Source organism: Serratia sp. AKBS12, assembly GCF_024793895.1.
Classification (GTDB): Bacteria; Pseudomonadota; Gammaproteobacteria; order Enterobacterales; family Enterobacteriaceae; genus Serratia_F.
On the sequence record NZ_JANUSB010000015.1, the window covers coordinates 50,182 to 72,254 of the forward strand.

The 22,073-nt window shown below is 57.4% G+C and carries 24 protein-coding genes; 21 read left to right on the forward strand and 3 right to left on the reverse strand.

Annotated features, from left to right (window positions below; all coding sequences use genetic code 11):
• The first annotated feature begins 51 nt into the window (after positions 1-51).
• The 21 genes from iscR (at position 52) to NYE85_RS10245 (ending at position 19,521) form a co-directional block, all read left to right on the forward strand.
• On the forward strand, positions 52-546 hold the full coding sequence (gene iscR / locus NYE85_RS10145; protein ID WP_039991839.1) for a Fe-S cluster assembly transcriptional regulator IscR: 495 nt from the start codon (positions 52-54) through the stop codon (positions 544-546).
• A 55-nt stretch (positions 547-601) separates the two neighbouring features.
• Complete coding sequence (gene iscS / locus NYE85_RS10150) at positions 602-1,816, forward strand: cysteine desulfurase (protein ID WP_259004605.1); 1,215 nt, start codon at positions 602-604, stop codon at positions 1,814-1,816.
• Between the two features lie 24 nt (positions 1,817-1,840).
• On the forward strand, positions 1,841-2,227 hold the full coding sequence (iscU, locus tag NYE85_RS10155; protein ID WP_004959632.1) for a Fe-S cluster assembly scaffold IscU: 387 nt from the start codon (positions 1,841-1,843) through the stop codon (positions 2,225-2,227).
• A 91-nt stretch (positions 2,228-2,318) separates the two neighbouring features.
• Positions 2,319-2,642, forward strand: a complete 324-nt coding sequence (gene iscA / locus NYE85_RS10160; RefSeq protein WP_004959636.1) for an iron-sulfur cluster assembly protein IscA — start codon at positions 2,319-2,321, stop codon at positions 2,640-2,642.
• Between the two features lie 104 nt (positions 2,643-2,746).
• Positions 2,747-3,265: a co-chaperone HscB gene (gene hscB, locus NYE85_RS10165; RefSeq protein WP_259004606.1), complete on the forward strand. Its 519-nt coding sequence runs from the start codon at positions 2,747-2,749 to the stop codon at positions 3,263-3,265.
• A gap of 24 nt (positions 3,266-3,289) precedes the next feature.
• Positions 3,290-5,140, forward strand: a complete 1,851-nt coding sequence (hscA, locus tag NYE85_RS10170) for a Fe-S protein assembly chaperone HscA (RefSeq protein ID WP_259004608.1) — start codon at positions 3,290-3,292, stop codon at positions 5,138-5,140.
• Between the two features lie 2 nt (positions 5,141-5,142).
• Positions 5,143-5,478 carry an ISC system 2Fe-2S type ferredoxin gene (gene fdx / locus NYE85_RS10175; protein ID WP_259004610.1) on the forward strand — a complete coding sequence of 112 codons (336 nt, stop codon included), beginning with the start codon at positions 5,143-5,145 and terminating at the stop codon, positions 5,476-5,478.
• Positions 5,479-5,559: 81 nt separating this feature from the next.
• On the forward strand, positions 5,560-5,760 hold the full coding sequence (gene iscX, locus NYE85_RS10180; protein WP_004959645.1) for a Fe-S cluster assembly protein IscX: 201 nt from the start codon (positions 5,560-5,562) through the stop codon (positions 5,758-5,760).
• A gap of 212 nt (positions 5,761-5,972) precedes the next feature.
• Positions 5,973-7,268 (forward strand): aminopeptidase PepB, encoded by a 1,296-nt coding sequence (pepB, locus tag NYE85_RS10185; RefSeq protein ID WP_259004611.1) that lies wholly within the window; start codon positions 5,973-5,975, stop codon positions 7,266-7,268.
• A 64-nt stretch (positions 7,269-7,332) separates the two neighbouring features.
• On the forward strand, positions 7,333-8,163 hold the full coding sequence (gene sseB / locus NYE85_RS10190; protein ID WP_259004612.1) for an enhanced serine sensitivity protein SseB: 831 nt from the start codon (positions 7,333-7,335) through the stop codon (positions 8,161-8,163).
• Between the two features lie 205 nt (positions 8,164-8,368).
• The gene (ndk, locus tag NYE85_RS10195; RefSeq protein WP_004959658.1) at positions 8,369-8,794 is read left to right on the forward strand and encodes a nucleoside-diphosphate kinase; all 426 of its coding nucleotides are present in this window, start codon (positions 8,369-8,371) and stop codon (positions 8,792-8,794) included.
• Positions 8,795-9,146: 352 nt separating this feature from the next.
• Positions 9,147-10,343 (forward strand): bifunctional tRNA (adenosine(37)-C2)-methyltransferase TrmG/ribosomal RNA large subunit methyltransferase RlmN, encoded by a 1,197-nt coding sequence (locus NYE85_RS10200; RefSeq protein ID WP_259004614.1) that lies wholly within the window; start codon positions 9,147-9,149, stop codon positions 10,341-10,343.
• 96 nt (positions 10,344-10,439) lie between these two features.
• Complete coding sequence (pilW, locus tag NYE85_RS10205) at positions 10,440-11,186, forward strand: type IV pilus biogenesis/stability protein PilW (protein ID WP_259004615.1); 747 nt, start codon at positions 10,440-10,442, stop codon at positions 11,184-11,186.
• Positions 11,176-12,168, forward strand: coding sequence for a cytoskeleton protein RodZ (gene rodZ / locus NYE85_RS10210; protein WP_259004616.1), 993 nt, complete (start codon positions 11,176-11,178; stop codon positions 12,166-12,168). Before pilW ends, rodZ begins: the two co-directional genes overlap by 11 nt.
• A gap of 47 nt (positions 12,169-12,215) precedes the next feature.
• Positions 12,216-13,337: a flavodoxin-dependent (E)-4-hydroxy-3-methylbut-2-enyl-diphosphate synthase gene (gene ispG / locus NYE85_RS10215; RefSeq protein WP_004959672.1), complete on the forward strand. Its 1,122-nt coding sequence runs from the start codon at positions 12,216-12,218 to the stop codon at positions 13,335-13,337.
• Positions 13,338-13,466: 129 nt separating this feature from the next.
• Positions 13,467-14,741 carry a histidine--tRNA ligase gene (hisS, locus tag NYE85_RS10220; RefSeq protein WP_259004617.1) on the forward strand — a complete coding sequence of 425 codons (1,275 nt, stop codon included), beginning with the start codon at positions 13,467-13,469 and terminating at the stop codon, positions 14,739-14,741.
• 13 nt (positions 14,742-14,754) lie between these two features.
• Positions 14,755-15,375, forward strand: coding sequence for a YfgM family protein (locus tag NYE85_RS10225; RefSeq protein WP_259004618.1), 621 nt, complete (start codon positions 14,755-14,757; stop codon positions 15,373-15,375).
• Positions 15,376-15,386: 11 nt separating this feature from the next.
• Positions 15,387-16,568 (forward strand): outer membrane protein assembly factor BamB, encoded by a 1,182-nt coding sequence (gene bamB, locus NYE85_RS10230; protein ID WP_259004619.1) that lies wholly within the window; start codon positions 15,387-15,389, stop codon positions 16,566-16,568.
• Positions 16,569-16,726: 158 nt separating this feature from the next.
• Positions 16,727-18,220, forward strand: coding sequence for a ribosome biogenesis GTPase Der (gene der / locus NYE85_RS10235; RefSeq protein WP_259004620.1), 1,494 nt, complete (start codon positions 16,727-16,729; stop codon positions 18,218-18,220).
• 106 nt (positions 18,221-18,326) lie between these two features.
• Positions 18,327-19,283 (forward strand): AEC family transporter, encoded by a 957-nt coding sequence (locus tag NYE85_RS10240; protein ID WP_259004621.1) that lies wholly within the window; start codon positions 18,327-18,329, stop codon positions 19,281-19,283.
• A gap of 13 nt (positions 19,284-19,296) precedes the next feature.
• Positions 19,297-19,521, forward strand: a complete 225-nt coding sequence (locus NYE85_RS10245; RefSeq protein ID WP_259004622.1) for a zinc ribbon domain-containing protein — start codon at positions 19,297-19,299, stop codon at positions 19,519-19,521.
• A gap of 32 nt (positions 19,522-19,553) precedes the next feature.
• Here NYE85_RS10245 and NYE85_RS10250 read toward each other — a convergent pair whose 3' ends face one another.
• From NYE85_RS10250 to NYE85_RS10260, 3 genes are read right to left on the reverse strand one after another with little or no spacing between them, the layout of a single operon-like run.
• Positions 19,554-19,895 carry a protealysin inhibitor emfourin gene (locus NYE85_RS10250; protein ID WP_259006298.1) on the reverse strand — a complete coding sequence of 114 codons (342 nt, stop codon included), beginning with the start codon at positions 19,893-19,895 and terminating at the stop codon, positions 19,554-19,556.
• Positions 19,895-20,923, reverse strand: a complete 1,029-nt coding sequence (locus tag NYE85_RS10255) for a M4 family metallopeptidase (RefSeq protein WP_259004623.1) — start codon at positions 20,921-20,923, stop codon at positions 19,895-19,897. Before NYE85_RS10255 ends, NYE85_RS10250 begins: the two co-directional genes overlap by 1 nt.
• A gap of 59 nt (positions 20,924-20,982) precedes the next feature.
• Entirely contained in the window at positions 20,983-22,065 is a 1,083-nt protein-coding gene (locus NYE85_RS10260; protein WP_259004624.1) for a LacI family DNA-binding transcriptional regulator, read from the reverse strand.
• Between the last annotated feature and the right edge of the window lie 8 nt (positions 22,066-22,073).

Genomic DNA, 22,073 nt, shown 5'->3' on the forward strand with positions numbered 1-22,073 from the left:
CGGGAATGTCAGACTTTCGGCCATGTTTCACCAACAGGTAACCATTTAGCTATGAGACTGACATCCAAAGGCCGTTATGCCGTAACCGCTATGCTCGACGTGGCATTGCATTCTCAGGAAGGGCCCGTTCCTCTGGCGGATATTTCAGAACGTCAGGGTATTTCGCTCTCTTATCTGGAACAATTGTTCTCGCGTCTGCGCAAGAATGGCCTGGTGGCCAGCGTGCGTGGTCCGGGCGGCGGTTATCTGCTGGGTAAAGACGCGGCTGAAATCGCCGTTGGCGCGGTGATTACTGCCGTCGATGAATCGGTAGATGCAACCCGTTGTCAGGGCAAGGAAGGCTGTCAGGGCGGCGATCGCTGTCTGACACATACCCTGTGGCGCGATCTGAGCGAGCGCATCAGCGGGTTCTTGAACAATATTACGCTGGCCGAACTGGTGAACAACCAGGAAGTGCTGGATGTAGCAGACCGTCAGAATAACGATACACGCCGCACGGCCAACGGTCGTCTGCAAGAAACCATTAACGTTAATCTGCGCGCATAAGCAGCTGGCGATACGTATTTTTGTTTTTGGAAGTGATGTACGGAGCACAAGAGCAATGAAATTACCGATTTATCTGGATTACTCAGCAACTACGCCGGTCGATCCGCGCGTTGCCGAGAAAATGATGCAGTTTTTGACCCTGGACGGCACTTTCGGTAACCCGGCTTCCCGTTCCCACCGTTTCGGGTGGCAGGCGGAAGAAGCTGTAGATATCGCCCGTAACCAAATTGCTGAACTGGTTGGCGCCGACCCGCGCGAAATCGTGTTCACTTCAGGGGCGACCGAATCCGACAACCTGGCGATTAAAGGCGCGGCCAACTTCTATCAAAAGAAAGGCAAGCACGTCATCACCAGCAAAACCGAACATAAAGCCGTGCTGGACACCTGTCGCCAGCTGGAGCGCGAAGGGTTTGAAGTCACCTACCTGGCACCTCAGAGCAACGGCATCATCGATCTGAAAGAGCTTGAAGCCGCCATGCGCGACGACACCATTCTGGTGTCCATCATGCACGTGAACAACGAAATCGGCGTGGTACAGGATATCGCCACTATCGGCGAAATGTGCCGTGCACGCGGTATCATCTACCACGTTGATGCCACCCAGAGCGTGGGCAAACTGCCTATCGATCTGAGCCAGCTGAAAGTTGATCTGATGTCCTTCTCCGGTCACAAAATCTACGGGCCGAAAGGCATTGGTGCGCTGTATGTGCGCCGTAAGCCACGTATCCGTATCGAAGCGCAAATCCATGGTGGCGGTCACGAGCGCGGCATGCGTTCCGGTACGCTGCCAGTGCACCAGATCGTCGGCATGGGCGAAGCCTACCGCATCGCCAAAGAAGAAATGGACAGCGAAATGGCGCGTCTGCGCGTATTGCGCGACCGTCTGTGGAACGGCGTGAAGGATATGGAAGAAGTCTATCTGAATGGTTCGCTGGAGCAGGGTGCACCTAACATCCTGAACGTCAGCTTCAACTATGTTGAAGGCGAATCGCTGATCATGGCATTGAAAGACCTGGCCGTTTCCTCCGGCTCCGCCTGTACCTCTGCCAGCCTGGAACCCTCCTATGTGCTGCGTGCGTTGGGCATGAGCGATGAATTGGCGCACAGCTCGATCCGCTTCTCTCTGGGGCGTTTTACCACCGAAGAAGAGATCGACTACACCATTGAGCTCGTTCGCAAGTCTATCGGCCGTTTGCGCGATCTTTCCCCACTGTGGGAAATGTTCAAGCAGGGCGTGGACATCAACAGCATCGAATGGTCACACCATTAATTCATTGGATTCAGGAGCAAAGTCATGGCTTACAGCGAAAAAGTAATCGATCACTACGAAAACCCGCGTAACGTGGGATCCTTTGACAACGAAGATCCTAGCGTTGGCAGCGGCATGGTGGGTGCACCGGCCTGTGGTGACGTAATGAAACTGCAAATCAAGGTTAACGACGCCGGCATTATTGAAGACGCGCGCTTCAAAACCTACGGTTGTGGATCCGCCATCGCGTCCAGCTCGCTGGTCACCGAATGGATGAAGGGCAAGTCCCTGGAGCAGGCCGAGTCGATCAAAAATACCCAGATTGCCGAAGAGCTGGAGTTGCCACCGGTCAAAATCCACTGCTCGATCCTGGCTGAAGACGCCATCAAAGCAGCGATTGCCGACTATAAGAGCAAGCACGGCGCCAAGTGATTATCTTTGAGTTATCTATCCGTTGAACCTCGGGCCGTGGCCAAACCGGCGGCGGCCTGAAGAAAGGCGGGTAATTGAGTGTGAGGTTGTTATGTCGATTACTATGAGCGACAGCGCTGCGCAACGCGTCCAGGCATTTTTGGATCACCGCGGTAAAGGTCTCGGCCTGCGCCTTGGGGTGCGTACCTCTGGTTGTTCCGGGATGGCGTACGTGCTGGAATTTGTTGACGAAACCAATGACGACGACGTCATTTTCGAAGACAAAGGCGTTAAGGTGATCATTGACGGCAAAAGCCTGGTCTACCTTGACGGCACCGAGCTTGACTTCGTTAAGGAAGGCTTGAACGAAGGCTTCAAGTTCAACAACCCGAATGTCTCAAACGAGTGCGGCTGCGGCGAAAGTTTCAACGTCTGACAGTCCATCGTGTTCCTCCGCTACTCACTTGCGGTTTGATGAGATGCTCCCCCGCTTGCGTTGCGGGGGAACCTAAACCATCACGATAACGCCCAGAGCACGCTATGGATTACTTTACTTTATTCGGGCTGCCAGTTCGCTATCCCGTGGACGGCAGCCTGCTTGCATCCCGCTATCAGGATCTGCAACGCCAATTCCATCCTGACCGTTTTGCCAGCCAGCCAGAGCGTGAACGCCTGATGGCGTTGCAGCAGGCGGCGACCATCAATGAAGCCTACCAAACGCTGAAGCACCCGTTAAAACGCGCGGAGTATATGCTATCTTTGCACGGTTTTGACTTGGGCAACGAGCAGAATACCCTGCGCGACACCGCTTTCCTGATGGAACAGCTGGAGCTGCGTGAAGAGCTCGATGCGATAGAACGCAAGGCGGACGAAAACGCACTGGCGGCGTTTGCCGGACGACTGAACGTCGCTAACCAGCAGCGCAGCGCGCAGATGGTACAGCAGTTGGATGCTCAACGGTGGACCGACGCCGCCGATACGGTACGCAAACTGCGTTTCTTGGACAAACTCCAGCAACAGGTTGAACAACTCGAAGAAAAACTGCTGGGTTTTGAGTAATTCTTTTCATTTTGGAAGCTCAATATGGCCTTATTACAAATCAGTGAGCCCGGCCTCAGCGCCGCGCCACACCAGCGGCGCCTGGCTGCCGGCATCGATCTGGGCACCACCAACTCGCTGGTTGCCACGGTGCGCAGCGGGCAGGCGGAAACGCTGCCCGATGCCGACAACCGCCATCTGTTGCCTTCCGTGGTGCATTACGCTGCCGCTGGCCACAGCGTAGGCTGGGCGGCGCGCGCCCAGGCGGCGCAGGATCCGGCCAACACCATCAGTTCGGTCAAACGCATGATGGGCCGCTCTCTGGCCGACGTGCAGCAGCGTTACCCGAACCTGCCGTACCAGTTCCAGGCCAGCGACAATGGCCTGCCGATGATGATCACCGCAGGCGGTTTGCTCAACCCGGTTGGCGTCTCTGCCGATATCCTCAAGGCGCTTGGCGCGCGCGCGCAGCAGGCGCTTGACGGCGAGCTGGACGGCGTGGTGATCACCGTTCCCGCCTATTTCGACGACGCACAGCGCCAGGGTACCAAAGACGCCGCGCGTCTGGCCGGGCTGCACGTGCTGCGTCTGTTGAACGAACCGACGGCGGCAGCGATTGCCTACGGCCTGGACTCCGGGCAGGAAGGGGTGATCGCGGTTTACGATCTGGGCGGCGGTACTTTTGATATTTCCATTCTACGCCTGAGTCGCGGGGTGTTCGAAGTGTTGGCCACCGGCGGTGACTCCGCGCTCGGCGGCGATGATTTCGACCACCTGCTGGCCGACTGGCTGCGCGAGCAGGCCGGCGTTGCCGATCGCAGTGACCACGGTGTGCAGCGTCAATTGCTGGATGCCGCCATCAACGCCAAGATTGCCCTCAGCGAGGCCGATTCGGTGTCCGTCGAGGTAGCCGGGTGGCGCGGTGAGGTGAGTCGTCAGCAGTTCGAAGCGCTGATCGCCACGTTGGTGAAGCGCACGCTGATGGCCTGCCGTCGGGCATTGAAAGACGCTGGCGTAACGGCCGATCAGGTACTGGAAGTGGTGATGGTGGGTGGCTCGACCCGCGTGCCGCTGGTACGCGAACAGGTAGGCACCTTCTTCGGCCGTACGCCGCTGACTTCGATCGACCCGGATAAAGTGGTGGCGATCGGCGCGGCGATTCAGGCAGATATTCTGGTCGGCAACAAGCCGGACAGCGAAATGCTGCTGCTGGACGTGATCCCACTGTCGCTGGGGCTGGAAACCATGGGCGGTCTGGTAGAGAAGGTGATCCCGCGCAACACCACCATTCCGGTGGCGCGAGCGCAGGAGTTCACCACCTTTAAAGACGGCCAGAGCGCAATGATGATCCATGTGCTGCAAGGCGAACGCGAACTGGTGCAGGACTGTCGCTCGCTGGCTCGCTTTACGCTGCGTGGCCTGCCGCCATTACCGGCCGGTGGTGCGCATATCCGCGTCACTTTCCAGGTGGATGCCGACGGGCTGCTGAGCGTCACCGCGATGGAAAAATCCACCGGCGTCGAGGCATCGATTCAGGTCAAGCCGTCCTACGGGCTGTCAGACGCCGAAATTGCCGGCATGATCAAGGACTCGATGACCCATGCGCACAGTGATGTCAGCGCGCGCATGCTGGCTGAACAACGGGTTGAAGCGTCAAGGGTGCTGGAAAGCCTGCAAGGCGCGTTGGCGACCGATGCGGCGCTGCTTGGCGCGGAAGAACGCCAGGCAATCGACAGCGCCGTGGCGGCTTTGCAACAGGCGGTGCAGGGCACCGATCCCGCTGCTATCGAAGCGGCAATCAAGACATTAGATGCAACTACGCAAGATTTTGCCGCGCGCCGCATGGATGCTTCCATTCGCCGGGCGCTGGCTGGCCATTCTGTGGATGAGGTTTAACCATGCCTAAAATTGTTTTCCTGCCCCATCAAGATTTATGCCCGGAGGGGGCAGTGTTGGAAGCCCGTGCAGGGGAGTCGATCCTTGACGTCGCGCTGCGCAACGGCATCGATATCGAGCACGCCTGCGAGAAATCCTGTGCCTGCACCACCTGCCACTGCATCGTGCGTGAAGGGTTCGATTCGCTGGAAGAAAGCAGCGAGCTGGAAGACGACATGCTGGACAAAGCCTGGGGGCTGGAGCCGGAAAGCCGTCTAAGCTGTCAGGCGCTGGTTGCCGATGAGGATCTGGTGGTCGAAATGCCGCGTTATACCGTCAACCATGCACGCGAACATTGATACCCGTTGTCTTTCAGGCATTGGCGTCATTGGCCACCGCTTGAAATCCAGAGGATAGCGTTGAGTAAGAGGAAGGAAATAATGGCTCTGAAGTGGACCGATAGCCGGGAAATCGGCGAAGCCCTGTATGATGCATATCCGGACACCGATCCGAAAACCGTGCGCTTTACCGACCTGCACCAGTGGATTTGCGATCTCGAAGAGTTCGACGACGATCCGCAGGCTTCCAACGAAAAAATACTGGAAGCGATTCTGCTGGTCTGGTTAGATGAAGCAGACTAGCGACTAATAGCGTAACGGGCTGCCATGGGCGGCCCGTTTATTTTGTATCCGACCGATAAGAATGCATATACCGTAAATAATTCGAGTGACAGGAAGGCGGCAAGGGAAGGAATCCCGAATTACTTACATCGGTAAGTGATTCGGGTGACTGAGCGCCGCCAACACCCCCTCATTTGAAGTATGACGGATATAAAGCATATACGGAGTAGGCGATGACGACTGAAACTATGCACATTATCCTGTCCCATGCCCCCGCTGACGCACGCTGGGGAGAAAAGGCGCTGCTGAGTACCAATGGCGAAGGCATGACCATCCATCTGAGCGGCGCAGCTGAACTGAACGCCATCCAGCGCGCAGCGCGTAAAATTGATGGCCAGGGCGTGAAGCGCGTCAAACTGGCCGGCGAGGGCTGGGGGCTGGAGCAAAGCTGGGCGTTCTGGCAAGGATTCCGCGCTCCGAAAGGTCAGCGCAGCGTAGAGTGGGCGGAACTGACGCCGGCCGATCGCAACGAACTGGATCTGCGGCTGAAAATCATCGACTGGGTACGCGACACTATCAACATGCCGGCAGAAAATCTGGGGCCGGAGCAATTGGCGACTCGTGCCGTCGATCTGCTGTGCGACGTCGGCTGCGATGCCGTCAGCTATCGCATCACCAAAGGCGAAGATCTGCGTGAGCAGAACTATAGCGGTATTCACACCGTCGGCCGCGGTTCCGAACGTCCGCCGGTGCTGTTGGCGCTGGACTACAACCCGACCGGCAATCCGGATGCACCGGTATTCGCCTGTCTGGTAGGCAAGGGCATCACCTTTGATACTGGCGGTTACAGCCTGAAGCAAAGCGCGTTTATGGATTCGATGAAATCCGATATGGGCGGCGCCGCCACGGTGGCCGGCGCGCTGGCGCTGGCGGTGGCGCGCGGGCTTGATAAGCGGGTGAAACTGTATCTGTGCTGTGCCGACAATATGGTGAGCGGTAATGCCTTCAAACTGGGCGATATCATTCATTATCGCAATGGCAAAACCGTTGAAGTGATGAATACCGATGCCGAAGGGCGTCTGGTGCTGGCTGACGGCCTGATCGATGCTTCGCAACAGAATCCGACGCTGATCGTCGATTGCGCGACGCTGACCGGTGCGGCGAAGACCGCGCTGGGCAATGACTACCATGCGCTGTTCAGCTTTGACGACGCGTTGGCGCAAGAACTGCTGACCAGCGCCGAGGCCGAACACGAGCCGTTCTGGCGTCTGCCGCTGGCCGAATTCCACCGCAGCCAGTTGCCGTCGAACTTCGCCGAACTGAACAACGTGGCCGGCGCGGCGTATAGCGCCGGTGCCAGCACTGCCGCGGCCTTCCTGTCGCACTTCGTCAAACAGTATCAACAGGGCTGGCTGCACATTGACTGTTCTGCCACCTATCGTAAAGGTGCGGTGGATCAGTGGTCGGCCGGTGCTACCGGGCTGGGCGTGCGCACCGTCGCCAACCTGTTGTTGAGTAAAGCCAAATAACGTTGGTTCAGAATCAATACGTCAAGGGTTCAGCATGCTGAGCCCTTTATCATTGGAGTAGACAATGAGTTCCCATCATCACGATGCCATTGCCGGCGAAAACGAACTCGAGCGCCTGCTGAAACTGGCGGTAAGCGAACCGGCGCACCGGCCGTCCTTTTTCCGCGAACTGCTGGATTCGACGGTCTATATACTTGGTGACAGCGAGCAGGTGCAGCAGGAAGGCGAGATTGCCTTGAATGCCGACACGCCGGTGAATATCCAGCATTGGGAAAAGCAGGATGGCAGCAGTATTGTGCCGTTCTTCTCTTCGCTTGCCACGCTGCAAAAGGCGGTAGAAGGCCAGCAGCCGTTTATCGCCATGCCGGCGCGCGTGCTGTTCGAAATTACCCAGGGGGCCGAGCTGTTCCTGAATCCGAAGGCGGAGTACGGCAAAGAGTTCTACCCGGAAGAAGTGGCGACGCTGTTGGCAACCGGTGGCGTGGTCAAACCGGTGGAACACTATGTCGATAAAGACGGCCAGATCCTGCTTGGACAACCGGACGACTATCCGGCGGCGATGGTGGATGCGTTAACCACGTTGTTCAGCCAACGTAAACCGGTGCGACGGGCGTTTCTGGCGTTGATGCACGACCGCGCCGTCGATGAAAAACCCAATCTGCTGGTGGGGCTGGAGGTTGATGGCGAACCTGCGGCGATTGAGGCATTGATCCAGGAGGCTGGCAGCGTCGCCAGCGAAACCCTGTCGGAAGATGAACCGGTGGATTTTTGCCTGGTGTCGGAGCAGGAGCGCGGCGTCAGCCATTATCTGATGACTCACACTCAGCCGTTCTATCAGCGGCGCTGGGGGAGCTGGCTGCGTAATATCATCCCTTCTACCGATAAGACACCATAGTCGTGCCTTATCGCCGTCGACGGTGTCAGAGCTGCCGTGCGGCGAGAATGCGAGGGTTTCTTGCGCAATAGGTCATATTTTTTTAATAAAATGTTGATTTTCCCGTAGGCAAGCGTTAACAGCGCACATATAATCTGCGCCACTTGAGAAAGCCGGCACGCTATATTTTAGTCCGGCTTATATTGGAAGTTAGACAGAGGCCATCATGACCGTAGAACGTACCTTTTCCATCGTTAAACCAAACTCCGTAGCAAACAACGACATCGGCGCTATCTACGCGCGTTTCGAGCGTGCGGGCTTCAAGATCATCGCCGCAAAAATGCTGAAACTGACTCGCGAGCAAGCTGAAGGCTTCTACGCTGAGCACAAAGGCCGCCCATTCTTTGACGGACTGGTGGAGTTTATGACTTCTGGTCCAATCATGGTTCAGGTTCTGGAAGCGGAAAACGCCATCCAGCGCAACCGTGACATCATGGGTGCAACCAACCCAGACAACGCACTGGCCGGTACTCTGCGTGCCGACTACGCTGACAGCTTCACCGCCAACGCGGTGCACGGTTCTGATTCTGCAGAATCTGCTGCGCGTGAAATCGCTTATTTCTTCAACGAAAGCGAAATCTGCGCTCGCTAATCCCGGTGGTCTTTCACGCAGCCGCAGCTTGGCCAGCGCGTGAAAATATTGGGTATTATGCGTTCAGGTTTGCATGGCGCAGGCACGCATTCACCGGCTGAAACAATAAAAATGCCCTGATTGCCTTCCAGCCATGGAAACCCGCTACTAAAATTTGTACAATGCCGCGCCCCTGATGAGACGACTTGTCAGGGGCGCGCTTTTACCCTGTGCTTCTCGCCGCCGCTTCGTTGGCCGCCGCGCGAAACCCTGTAGGCACCGTGCCTTCAGCCGGAATTTTAGCGGGCCGAAAGCACAACTTACTTTCCATTCTTTAGCGCCATAACGTGTAATAACGAGGCCAGAGATCATTATGTTAGAACCCATCACGTCCGAGCACATCGTGTCTGAAAATAATTCGCTGACTACTCAATCCGTTAAAACGGATCACCCGGCTACGGCCAAAATTAACCTGCTGGATTTGAACCGTCAGCAATTACGCGAGTTTTTTGCCGAACTGGGTGAGAAACCGTTCCGCGCCGATCAGGTGATGAAGTGGATGTACCACTATTGCTGCGACGATTTTGAGCAGATGACCGATATCAACAAGGTCCTGCGCAACAAGTTGCAGAGCATTGCCGAAATTCGCGCGCCGGAAGTAGCCGAAGAGCAGCGTTCAGCCGATGGCACCATCAAATGGGCGATCAAGGTGGGCGATCAGCAGGTCGAAACCGTGTATATCCCGGAAGCCGACCGCGCTACCCTGTGCGTATCCTCGCAGGTAGGCTGCGCGCTGGAATGCAAATTCTGTTCGACGGCGCAGCAGGGCTTCAACCGCAACCTGCGGGTGTCTGAAATCATCGGTCAGGTCTGGCGTGCGGCAAAAATCATTGGCGCACAGAAGGTGACCGGCCAGCGCCCGATCACCAACGTGGTGATGATGGGCATGGGCGAGCCTCTGCTCAATCTGAACAACGTAGTGCCGGCGATGGAAATCATGCTGGACGACTTCGGTTTCGGTCTGTCGAAGCGTCGCGTCACGCTGTCTACCTCCGGCGTGGTGCCGGCGCTGGACAAGCTGGGCGACATGATCGACGTCGCGCTGGCTATTTCGCTGCACGCGCCGAACGACACCATCCGTGACGAGATAGTGCCGATCAACCGCAAGTATAACATCGAAACCTTCCTGTCCTCGGTGCGCCGCTATCTGGAAAAGTCCAACGCCAATCAGGGGCGGGTGACGGTAGAATATGTCATGCTTGATCATATCAACGACAGCACCGATGACGCGCACCAGCTGGCGGAAGTGCTGAAGGACACGCCGTGCAAGATCAACCTGATCCCATGGAACCCGTTCCCGGGGGCGCCATACGGCCGCAGCTCCAACAGCCGCGTCGATCGTTTTTCCAAAGTGTTGATGGAATACGGCTTTACGACTATTGTTCGTAAAACCCGTGGCGATGATATCGATGCCGCCTGCGGGCAGTTGGCGGGAGAAGTGATCGACCGTACCAAGCGTACCCTGAAAAAGAAAATGGCCGGGGAACCTATCAACGTACGGGCGGTCTGAACCCCATAGGGTGATTTCCGTTAACTAACAGCCTGTTATGTGAGCGTCATTTCCTCAGACCGTCGGCTAACGCCGGATAAGGACATACCGTTGAGCATGAAGCTAACCGCGTGGGGATTATTGCTGGCAGCAGGGCTGTTGGCTGGCTGTGCCGGGTCGGCGCCGGAAAAGGGTGCGGCAACGGCAGCGGGGCAGACGCGTTTGCAACTGGGGCTCGCCTATCTGCAGCAGGGCGATTTGGACGCCGCGCAGCAGAATCTGCAAAAAGCGGCCAATGCAGCACCGCAGGATTACCGCACGCAGTTGGCCATGGCGTTGTATGAACAACGTGTGGGCGACAACGGCGCCGCCGAGCAGCGCTATCAGCGGGCGCTGCAGCTGGCGCCCGGCAACGGTAGCGTGTTGAATAATTACGGTGCGTTTCTTTGCAGTTTAGGGCAGTATGTACCAGCACAACAGCGGTTTAGCGCAGCAGCGTTGGCACCTGACTACGGCCAGGTTGCCGACAGTCTGGAAAACGCCGGTTACTGTTTCCTGAAAGCGGGTCAGAACGATGAAGCACGCAGGTTGTTAACGCGTGCGCTGAAGGCCGATCCGGATAAGGGCACGCCGCTGTTGGTTGAGGCAGAAAAGCAATTTGGAGCAGGGAAACGTGCGCAGTCGCAGCTTTTGTTAGATGTTTATCAGCACGTTCTGCCGGCCAGTGCCGACAGTTTATGGTTACAGATTCGTTTCGCCGCGTTAGCCGGCCGTCAGGATAGCGTCCAACGCTATGGCAGGCAGCTAGCGCGAAGTTTTCCACAATCCAAACAGCACCAGCAGTTCTTAGCTAATGAATACTGAAGCCTCCCAAGATAAAACCGTATCCATGACGACAGGCGAGCGCCTGCGTCAAGCCCGCGAACAACTCGGGCTGAGCCAGCAGGCGGTGGCAGAACGCCTGTGTCTCAAAATGTCTACCGTGCGCGATATCGAAGAAGACAACCTTGCGGCCGATCTGGCTTCGACCTTCGCCCGTGGTTATATTCGCTCCTACGCCAAGCTGGTGCATTTGCCAGAGGATGAGCTGCTGCCGATACTGGCCAAGCAGGCGCCAATCAAGGCGGCCAAAGTGGCGCCGATGCAAAGTTTCTCGCTGGGCAAGCGTCGTAAAAAGCGCGATGGCTGGTTGATGAGCTTTACCTGGCTGATTCTGTTTGTGGTGATCGGCCTGACCGGTGCCTGGTGGTGGCAAAACCACAAGGCGCAGCAGGACGAAATCGCCACCATGGCCGATCAGTCCTCTGCCCAGCTGTCTCAAAACAATGAAGGCCAATCGGTACCGTTGAGCGACAATAATGCCGATAGCGGCAGCGTGCCGGCGGACGGCAATTCCGTTCCGCTGGCGATCGATCCCGCTCCGGCGGTGCCAGCAACGCCAACGGCGCCAGCGGCAACCGGTACCGATAGCGCGCAGCAACCGGCGGTGGTTTCCCCAAGCCAGGCGAGTATTCCTGATGCGGCGCCGGCAGCCAACGCACCGGCGGCTAACGCACCGTTGCCAACCGCAGATGCCGGCGTGGCGGCACCAGCAGCCGATCCTAACGCGCTGGTCATGGACTTTTCTGCCGATTGCTGGCTGCAAGTGACCGACGCCAGTGGCAAAACGCTGTTCAGCGGCACGCAAAAAAGCGGTGGCAAGCTGAACCTGACCGGCACAGCGCCTTACAAACTGACCATTGGCGCGCCGGCCGCAGTACAGATTCAATATCAAGGTAAACCGGTCGATCTAAGCCGGTTTGTTAAGTCAAACCGTGTTGCTCGTCTGACCGTTGCCGCGCAGTAATTGCGCGGCTGACGTCTTTGCGCATGAGCAGCAATGGAGAGTAAGTGATGCATAACCAAGCACCCATAACCCGTCGCAAATCTACACGCATTTACGTCGGCAAGGTGCCAATTGGCGATGGCGCACCGATTGCCGTGCAATCGATGACCAACACCCGTACCACCGACGTAGAAGCCACGGTTAATCAGATCAGGGCGCTGGAACGCGTCGGCGTTGATATCGTGCGAGTTTCCGTCCCTACCATGGATGCCGCCGAGGCGTTCAAGCTGATTAAGCAGCAGGTCAATGTACCGCTGGTTGCCGATATCCATTTTGATTACCGCATCGCCTTGCAGGTCGCCGAATACGGCGTTGACTGTCTGCGCATCAACCCTGGCAATATCGGCAACGAATCGCGAATCCGATCGGTAGTGGATTGCGCGCGTGATAAAAATATCCCGATCCGCATTGGCGTCAACGGCGGTTCGCTGGAAAAAGACCTGCAAGAGAAATACGGTGAGCCGACGCCGGAAGCATTGCTCGAATCGGCAATGCGCCACGTGGATATCCTCGACCGGCTGAACTTTGACCAGTTCAAGGTGAGCGTCAAGGCCTCCGACGTGTTTCTGGCGGTACAATCCTACCGTTTGCTGGCATCGCGTATCGACCAGCCGCTGCACCTCGGCATTACCGAAGCCGGCGGCGCGCGTAGCGGATCGGTCAAGTCGGCGATCGGCCTCGGTCTGCTGCTGTCGGAAGGCATCGGCGATACGTTGCGCATTTCGTTGGCGGCGGATCCGGTCGAAGAAGTGAAGGTCGGCTTCGATATTCTGAAGTCGCTGCGCATTCGCGCTCGCGGTATCAACTTTATTGCCTGCCCGACCTGCTCACGTCAGGAATTTGACGTGATCGGTACGGTGAACGCATTGGAACAGCGGCTCGAAGACATCATCACCCCGATGGACGTGTCCATTATCGGCTGCGTGGTGAATGGCCCGGGTGAAGCGCTGGTTTCGACCATGGGCGTTACCGGCGGCCATAAGAAAAGCGGCTTCTATGAAGACGGCGTGCGCCAGAAAGAGCGCTTTGATAACGAACAGATGATCGACCAGCTGGAGGCGAAGATTCGCGCCAAGGCGGCGATGATGGATCAAGGCAATCGCATCAGCGTCAATCTGCTGGAAAAATAAGCATTATAGGTAGGGCGGGCCTGCTTGGCCCGCTCACTCATGAACCCGGGGGCGCTTCCACGTTGAACAGCGTAGGGTAAAGTCCCTATAATCGGGTTCATTTTTATATAAAACGGATAGAGAACTCACGTGGCAAAGAACATTCAAGCCATTCGCGGCATGAACGACTACCTGCCGGAAGATACGGCATTATGGCAGCGTATTGAAGGCACCCTGAAACAGGTGCTGGGCAGCTACGGTTACAGCGAAATCCGGTTGCCGATTGTAGAGCAGACCCCGTTATTCAAACGCGCGATCGGTGAAGTTACCGACGTCGTGGAAAAAGAGATGTATACCTTCGATGACCGCAACGGCGAAAGCCTGACGCTGCGCCCGGAAGGCACCGCGGGCTGCGTGCGCGCCGGCATCGAACACGGTCTGCTGTACAATCAGGAACAGCGTCTGTGGTACATCGGCCCGATGTTCCGTTACGAGCGCCCGCAAAAGGGCCGCTATCGCCAGTTCCATCAGTTGGGGGCCGAGGTGTTCGGCCTGCAGGGCCCGGACGTCGACGCCGAGCTGATCCTGCTTACCGCCCGCTGGTGGAAAGCGCTGGGTATCGCCGAGCACGTCAAGCTTGAACTGAACTCCATCGGTTCGCTGGAGGCGCGTGCCAACTACCGTGATGCGCTGGTGGCGTTTCTCGAACAGCACGTCGAGCTGCTGGACGACGATTGCAAGCGCCGCATGTACAGCAATCCGCTACGGGTGCTGGATTCGAAGAATCCGCAGGTGCAGGCGTTGTTGAACGACGCACCGCGCCTGTCCGAATACCTGGATACCGATTCCAAAGCCCACTTTGACGGCCTGTGTGAACTTTTAACGCTGGCGGGTATCCCATATACCATCAATGAGCGACTGGTGCGCGGCCTGGATTATTACAATCGCACGGTGTTTGAGTGGGTCACTTCCAGCCTGGGTGCGCAGGGTACCGTCTGTGCCGGCGGTCGTTACGACGGCCTGGTGGAACAGCTGGGCGGCCGCGCTACGCCAGCGGTGGGCTTTGCGATGGGCCTGGAGCGTCTGGTACTGCTGGTGCAGGCGGTTAACCCGGACTTCAAGGCTCCGGCGACCATTGATATTTACGTGATTTCTTCTGGTGCCGGCACGCAGAGCGCGGCGATGCGCCTGGCTGAAGAGGTGCGCGACGCCGCGCCACAGCTGAAATTGATGACTAACTACGGCGGCGGCAACTTTAAAAAGCAGATCACCCGGGCGGACAAGTGGGGCGCGCGCGTCGCCTTGATCCTGGGCGAAAACGAAGTCGCAGCGCAGCAGGTGGTGGTGAAGGACCTGCGCAGTGGTGAACAAGAAACGCTGGCGCAAAGCGAACTCGCGGCGCGTCTGGCTTTGATGTTAGGTTAAGGAGAAGGACACCGTGGAAGTCTATACCACTGAAAACGAACAGGTCGACGCCGTACGTCGCTTCTTTGCTGAAAACGGCAAAGCGCTGGCGGTGGGCGTGGTGCTCGGTATTGGTGCCCTGGTTGGCTGGCGTGTCTGGCAAAGCAACCAAAACTCCAACATGATGGCTGCGTCGCAAAGCTACCAGCAGACAAGCGAAGCGCTTGCCGCCGGCAAGGCCGCTGACGTCGCCGCTGCGGAGAAGTTTATCCAGGCCAATGGCAATAATTACGGCGTGATGGCCGCGCTGGAGCTGGCGAAGCATTATGTTGGGCAAAACGACGTAGCGAAAGCGGAGCAACAGCTGATATTGGCGCAGGGGCAGGCAAAAGATGACAATCTGCTGTCGGTGATCAACCTGCGTCTGGCACGCGTTCAGCTGCAGGAAAAAAAGCTGGATGAAGCGCTGAAAACCCTGGACGGCGTGAAAGGCGATGGCTGGGCGGCGTTACAGGCGGATCTGCGCGGTGACGTTCTGCTGGCGAAAGGCGATGCCAAAGGCGCACGCGAAGCCTACAGCAAAGGTATTGAATCCAACGCTTCTCAGACGCTACAGCTGCTGCTGCGTATGAAGCTGAATAACTTGTCCAGCTAAGGGGATTTCCCATGCAATTGCGTAAAACACTCTTGGTCGGGCTGGTTTCTGTCGCCTTGCTGAGTGGCTGTTCGCTGTTTAGCAGCGAAGAAGACGTGGTCACCATGTCACCGCTGCCAAAAGTTGAAAACCAGTTCACGCCGAACAGCGCGTGGAGCACCTCCGTCGGCGACGGCGTTGGTGACTATTACTCCCACCTGCGTCCGGCCTATCAGGACAACACGGTGTATGCCGCCGATCGTCACGGCATCGTGAAAGCGATGGACGCCGACAGCGGCAACGAAAAGTGGAAGGTCGATCTGTCCGAAAAGACCGGCTTCCTGTCACGTAACCGTTCGGCGCTGCTGTCCGGCGGTCTGACCGTGACCGGCGACAAAGTGTACGTTGGTAGTGAAAAAGCGCAGGTTTACGCGCTGAATACCGCCGACGGTACCGTTGCCTGGCAGACCAAAGTGGCTGGCGAAGCAATTTCCCGCCCGGTGGTCAGCGACGGTATGGTGCTGGTGCATACCAGTAACGGCCAGTTGCAGGCATTGAACGAGGCTGACGGCGCGGTAAAATGGACCGTGAACCTGGATATGCCGGCGCTGTCGCTGCGCGGTGAGTCTGCGCCTGCGACCGCATTTGGCGCTGCCATTGTCGGCGGTGACAACGGCCGCGTCAGCGCGGTGCTGATGCAGCAAGGCCAGCTGATTTGGCAACAGCGTATTTCCCAGCCGAGCGGCGCGACGGAAATCGATCGTCTGAACGACGTCGACACCACCCCAGTGATTGTTGACGGTGTTATCTACGCGTTGGGTTACAATGGCAACCTGACGGCGCTGGATCTGCGTTCCGGCCAAATCATGTGGAAGCGTGAACTGGGCTCGGTGAATGATTTCATTGTCGATGCGGGTCGCATTTATCTGGTTGATCAAAATGACCGCGTCGTGGCATTGAGCACCGAAGGCGGCGTGACCGTCTGGACGCAAAGCGAACTGCTGCACCGCAACCTGACGCCACCGGTGATGTATAATGGCTATCTGGTGGTCGGCGATTCCGAAGGTTATCTGCATTGGGTGAACACCACCGATGGCCGCTTCGTCGCCCAGCAGGAAGTGGACAGCTCCGGTTTCCTGTCTGCACCGCTTGTGGCCGGCGACAAACTGCTGATCCAGGCGAAGGGCGGCAAGGTTTACGCCTTCACCCGCTAACGCCGCTCGTCGCGACCCTACTTGTACCCGAACGCTTTCGGGTTGGGGAAAACGGCTCCTGACTGTTCAGGGGCCGTTTCGTATTTTTATAAGCTGCGCTGTCGGTGTCTATCCGCTGTGTGGTAACGCATTGATAATTAAGTAATGAGGCTTCAACAATGATACCTGTCGTCGCGCTGGTCGGGCGCCCGAATGTGGGTAAATCCACCTTGTTCAACCGTTTAACACATACGCGCGATGCGCTGGTGGCGGATTTCCCCGGGCTAACGCGAGACCGCAAGTATGGTCGTGCTGAAGTTGAGGGTAATGAATTTATCATCATCGATACCGGCGGTATCGACGGTACCGAAGACGGCGTCGAAACCCGTATGGCCGGGCAGTCGCTGCTGGCGATCGAAGAAGCCGACATCGTGCTGTTCATGGTGGATGCACGCGCCGGGCTGATGCCGGCGGATCAGGGCATTGCGCAGCACCTGCGCAGCCGTCGCAAGGCCACATTCCTGGTTGCCAACAAAACCGATGGTATGGATCCGGATCTGGCAACCGCAGATTTCTTCTCGCTGGGTCTGGGTGACGTGCACCCGATCGCCGCTTCCCATGGCCGCGGCGTAGCTCAGTTGATCGAACACGTGCTGGTGCCATTCCTGCCTGAAAAAGAGCAGGAAGTCGAACTGACCGAAGAAGAAGCAAATGCCGCTTACTGGGCGGAACAGGAAGGCGAACTGACGGACGAACAGCTGGCTGAAGAGCCTGAAGACGATTTCAATCCGCAGGATCTGCCGATCAAACTGGCTATCGTCGGGCGCCCGAACGTTGGCAAATCGACGCTGACCAACCGCATTCTTGGTGAAGAACGCGTGGTGGTGTATGACATGCCGGGTACCACCCGCGACAGCATTTACATCCCGATGGTACGCGATGAGCGCGAATACGTGCTGATTGACACCGCCGGGGTGCGCAAGCGCGGCAAGGTAACGGAAACCGTAGAAAAATTCTCGGTCATCAAAACGTTGCAGGCGATTGAAGACGCCAACGTGGTGCTGCTGGTGGTTGACGCGCGCGAAGGCATTTCGGATCAGGATCTCTCGCTGCTTGGCTTTATCCTCAATAGTGGGCGCTCACTGGTGATTGCGGTCAACAAATGGGACGGCATGAGCGAGGAAGACCGCGACCACGTGAAAGAGATGCTCGATCTGCGCCTTGGCTTCGTCGATTTTGCCCGCGTGCACTTCATTTCGGCACTGCACGGCAGCGGCGTCGGTAACCTGTTCGAATCGGTACAGGAAGCCTATGAGTGCGCGACCCGTCGCGTCAATACCTCGATGCTGACCAAGATCATGAACATGGCGGCGGAAGATCACCAGCCGCCGTTGGTACGCGGCCGTCGCGTCAAGCTGAAGTACGCCCATGCGGGTGGCTATAACCCGCCAATCGTGGTGATCCACGGCAACCAGGTGGCCGACCTGTCCGACTCCTACAAACGCTATTTGATGAACTACTTCCGTCGTTCATTGAACGTGATGGGCACGCCGATCCGCATTCAGTTCAAAGAGGGTGAGAATCCGTTTGCCGGCAAGCGTAACACCCTTACGCCGAACCAGATGCGCAAGCGTAAACGCTTGCTGAGCCATCTGAAGAAAGGCAAAAAATAAGCGGCAGTTGGCCAGATAACAGGGCGCGGTACACACCGCGCCCTTTTTAATTACGACAAAATCGTTTTATTATCCGAGTATTATTGCGTCAGTTTGAAGGAACACCATGTCCTGGGAAACCTGGAGTTTTGCGTTTAACGTCACCGTACCCAATTTATTGATGATGTTGCTGGGCGTTTTGCTACGTCAGTGGCGCCTGATGGACGATCGCCTGATTGACGGCGCCAGCAAGCTGGTATTTAACCTGGCGCTGCCGTGCCTGCTGTTCTTCAGTATCGCAACCAATCATCCGCAAATTCTGGCCAATCTGTCGTTGGTGTTGTACGGCGCGATCGGCACCGTTGCCACCTTCCTGCTGTTGGAGATTGCCGCCATCTGGCTGGTGAAGGAGCCACGCGAGCGTGGCGTGTTCGTGCAGGGCGGTTTTCGCGCCAATACCGCGATTGTCGGACTGGCCTATGCGATGACCGCCTACGGAGACGAAGGGATTGCGCTTGGATCGCTGTATCTTACGGTGACGGTGATCCTGTTCAACGTGCTGTCGGTGGTGACCCTGACGCGCAGTTTGCAAGGTGGGCCAGACAAGAAAATCAGTCATTTCGCCCTGCTGCGCGGCATCGTCACCAACCCGTTGATTATCGGTCTGCTGTGCGGCCTGGCCTATGCGCAAACCGGCCTTGGCATTCCCCATGTGATTACCCAGACTGGCAGTTACATCTCCGGGCTGTCGTTGCCGCTGGCATTGCTGTGCACCGGCGCCAGCCTCGATCTGCGCGCCATGTTCCGTTCTTCCAACGTTGCGGCGCTGGCGTCATCGGCCAAACTGTTTGTCGTGCCGATGCTGATGACCTTCGGCGGCTGGTTGTGCGGTTTCCAGGGCGCGGCGCTGGGGATCATCTTTCTGTTTTCCGCCACCCCGACCGCATCCGGCAGTTATGTCATGACGCGCGCCATGGGTGGCAACGCCACGCTGGCGGCGAACATCATTGCCATTACCACCGTCGGCTCCTTCTTCACCACCGCGCTTGGGATCTATTTTTTACGCTCATGGGGCGTGATTTAATCGGGAGAGCACCATGGAAGCATACTGTCCACAATGCAGTCAGCCAATGAGTTGGGTGAATGGTCACTTTCATTGCGATGCCTGCAACAGCGATTATCAGCGGCTGGCCAGTTGTCCGGATTGCGGTCAGCCGCTACAAACCCTGCAGGCGTGTGGCGCGGTGGATTACTTCTGCCAGCACGGCCACGGGTTGATATCCAAACAGCGGGTGCGGTTCAGCTATATCCCGCAGGTCTGAAGCCACCGCCGTGTTGCCTGCCCGGAGCGCGTTCACCGATCCACCTGACCGGTCTTCCACAGATCGATCAGCGCCTGTGGTGCGCTGCCTTCCGGGATCAGCAGCACGATTTCGCTGCTGCTATTCTGGCTGTAGTAATTGATTTGCAGACGAAAATAGCGTTGGTCGCCACAGCCGGGCGAGTCTGGCTGGCCGGCTTCCTGCGCATAGGGCAGCGTCTGCTTGAGCAGTTGATCCAGACGCTGGCGCTGCGCCGGCGGAATATCTGCCAGCGCGATGCGCCGCGGCCCCGCCAGCTTCGGAATGAAGGCGAAACCGCCTTCGCGCGCCAGCTCAATGACGCTGTCCTGATCGAGGGTCGGCAGCGGTCGCATCATTCCACCCCGACCTGTTGCCAGGCCTGTCGTATCTTATCCGCAACCTGCTGACTGAAGCGTTGCCGGGCGTGTTTGACGGTGATGGCGGCAAAGGTGGCAAAGTCGGCATTTTGCGGCAGCGTCTTATCACACAATGTGTCGTACCAGATAACGCCAGCCTGTTCCCAGGAATGGCCACCCAGCGCGGTCGCCGCCAGGTAGAACGCGCGGTTGGGAATGCCGGAATTCAGGTGAACGCCGCCGTTATCCTCTTTGGTTTGAATGTAGTCGCGCATGCTGGCTGGCTGGGGATCCTTGCCGAGCAATGGATCGTCATAGGCGCTGCCGGGCGCTGACATCGATCGCAGGCCTTTGCCGTTGATGCCCTTGGCCAGCAGCCCTTCGCCGATCAGCCAGTCGGCCCGATCGGCGGTCTGTTGCAGCCGGAACTGCTTGACCATGGCGCCGAACACGTCGGACAGGGATTCATTTAACGCTCCCGCCTGTTGGAAATAGATTAACCCGGCTTCGCTTTCGGTGATGCCGTGCGCCAACTCATGGGCAACCACGTCAATGGCGATGGTGAAACGGTTAAAGATCTCGCCGTCGCCGTCACCAAATACCATCTGCTGGCCATTCCAGAAGGCATTCTGATATTCATTACCGTAATGTACGCTGCCCGTCAGCACCATGCCCTGGTTATCCAGCGAGTTGCGCTTGAAGGCCTGCCAGAAGAAATCATAGGTTACCCCCAGATAATCGTAGGCCTCATCCACTGCCACGTCGTGGTTGGATGGCTGCCCCTCTTTGCGCACCGCTTTACCGGGTAGCTGGCTGCCGTTCTGGGCATCATAAATGTCACGAATCACTTCGCCACCGGTGGCGGTCTTAGCGCTGGGGGCGCGCAGCGGCATATTGCCGAGCAGGCTCTGTACGTGATGCAGGGTATGCAGCGCGCAGTCACGCTGCGGGGGACTGCCATGCTCTACGATGCGTTTCAGGATATACGGCGGAATAACCGTGCGAGCAGATCGGGTAAACGGCATAGTGGCTCTCCTTGGGCAAAACTACCCTCATGCATAGAGACTCTCGTTTCAAGTGTAGCTTACTGGTCATAAAGTCGATGATTGTGGGTGCTTACTGCCGGCGTTACCCTGTGTGAACTCAGCCGTTTGACCGACTCGCGCACCGCCAACCGGCCGTGCAGCAACAGATTGCACGGCGGCGCGTCCGGCCGCAGCATGCGCCGTTGCAGTAGTTGAATCGCCTCGCTGCCCAACTCGTCGCGCGGTACGTGCACCGAGGTTAACGGCACGTCATGAATTTCGGCCAGGTTAAAACCGTCGGTGCTCATCACGGATACATCCCCCGGCACGCTGAAACGCAATTTTTGCAAGGCGTTGACGGCACCAACCGCCATATAATCGCCGCCGGCCAGAATGGCGGTTGGTAACTGACTGCGGTCGCTGAGCCGCGAGATAAAGGTAGTGAGCGCCTGCTCCGCTTCTTCGCTGCCAAAGCCGGAGGTAGCGATCAGATGACGTTGGTCGTCGAACGGCAGATGATGTCGTGCATAGGCTTGGCGGATGCCGGCCAGACGCAGCTCCATGGTATGACGACGCAGGCACTGCATATTGAGGATCTGGCCATGGCCCTGCTGGAACAGATAATTGGCAGAGAATTCGCCGATCAGCTGATGATCGGGGGAAACGCTGTCGAGCCGCATGGTACGGTCGGTACAGTTGATCAATACGCAGGGCTTGTGCAGATCGGCGGCCAGCGAATGGATATGCTCATCGTCGATGCCGATAAGCAGCGCCGCCTGGGTATGGCCATCGCTCATTTTTTCCAGAAACAGTGCGCCGTCACTGTGGTTTTCTTCCAGCCCGCAGTAGCGAATGCGCACTTCATGCTCAGTTAGCGCCGCGATAATTCCCTGAATGACCTTGTAATAAAAAATGTCGGTGCGCACGTCGAACGCGCGCTGTGGTGCAAACACCATCACGTTGTTGAGCATCAGCCGCCCACTGGAAATGCCTTGCAGTATGCCGTTGCGTTGTGCGCAGGCCAGAACCTGCTCGCGCGCTGCCGCGCTGGTGTTGGCTTTTCCTGCCAGTACCCGTGACACCGTACTGATTGAAAGTCCGGTTTGACGGGCAATTTCCTGTACTTTCAATTTTCCGTTCATTTTGTGAT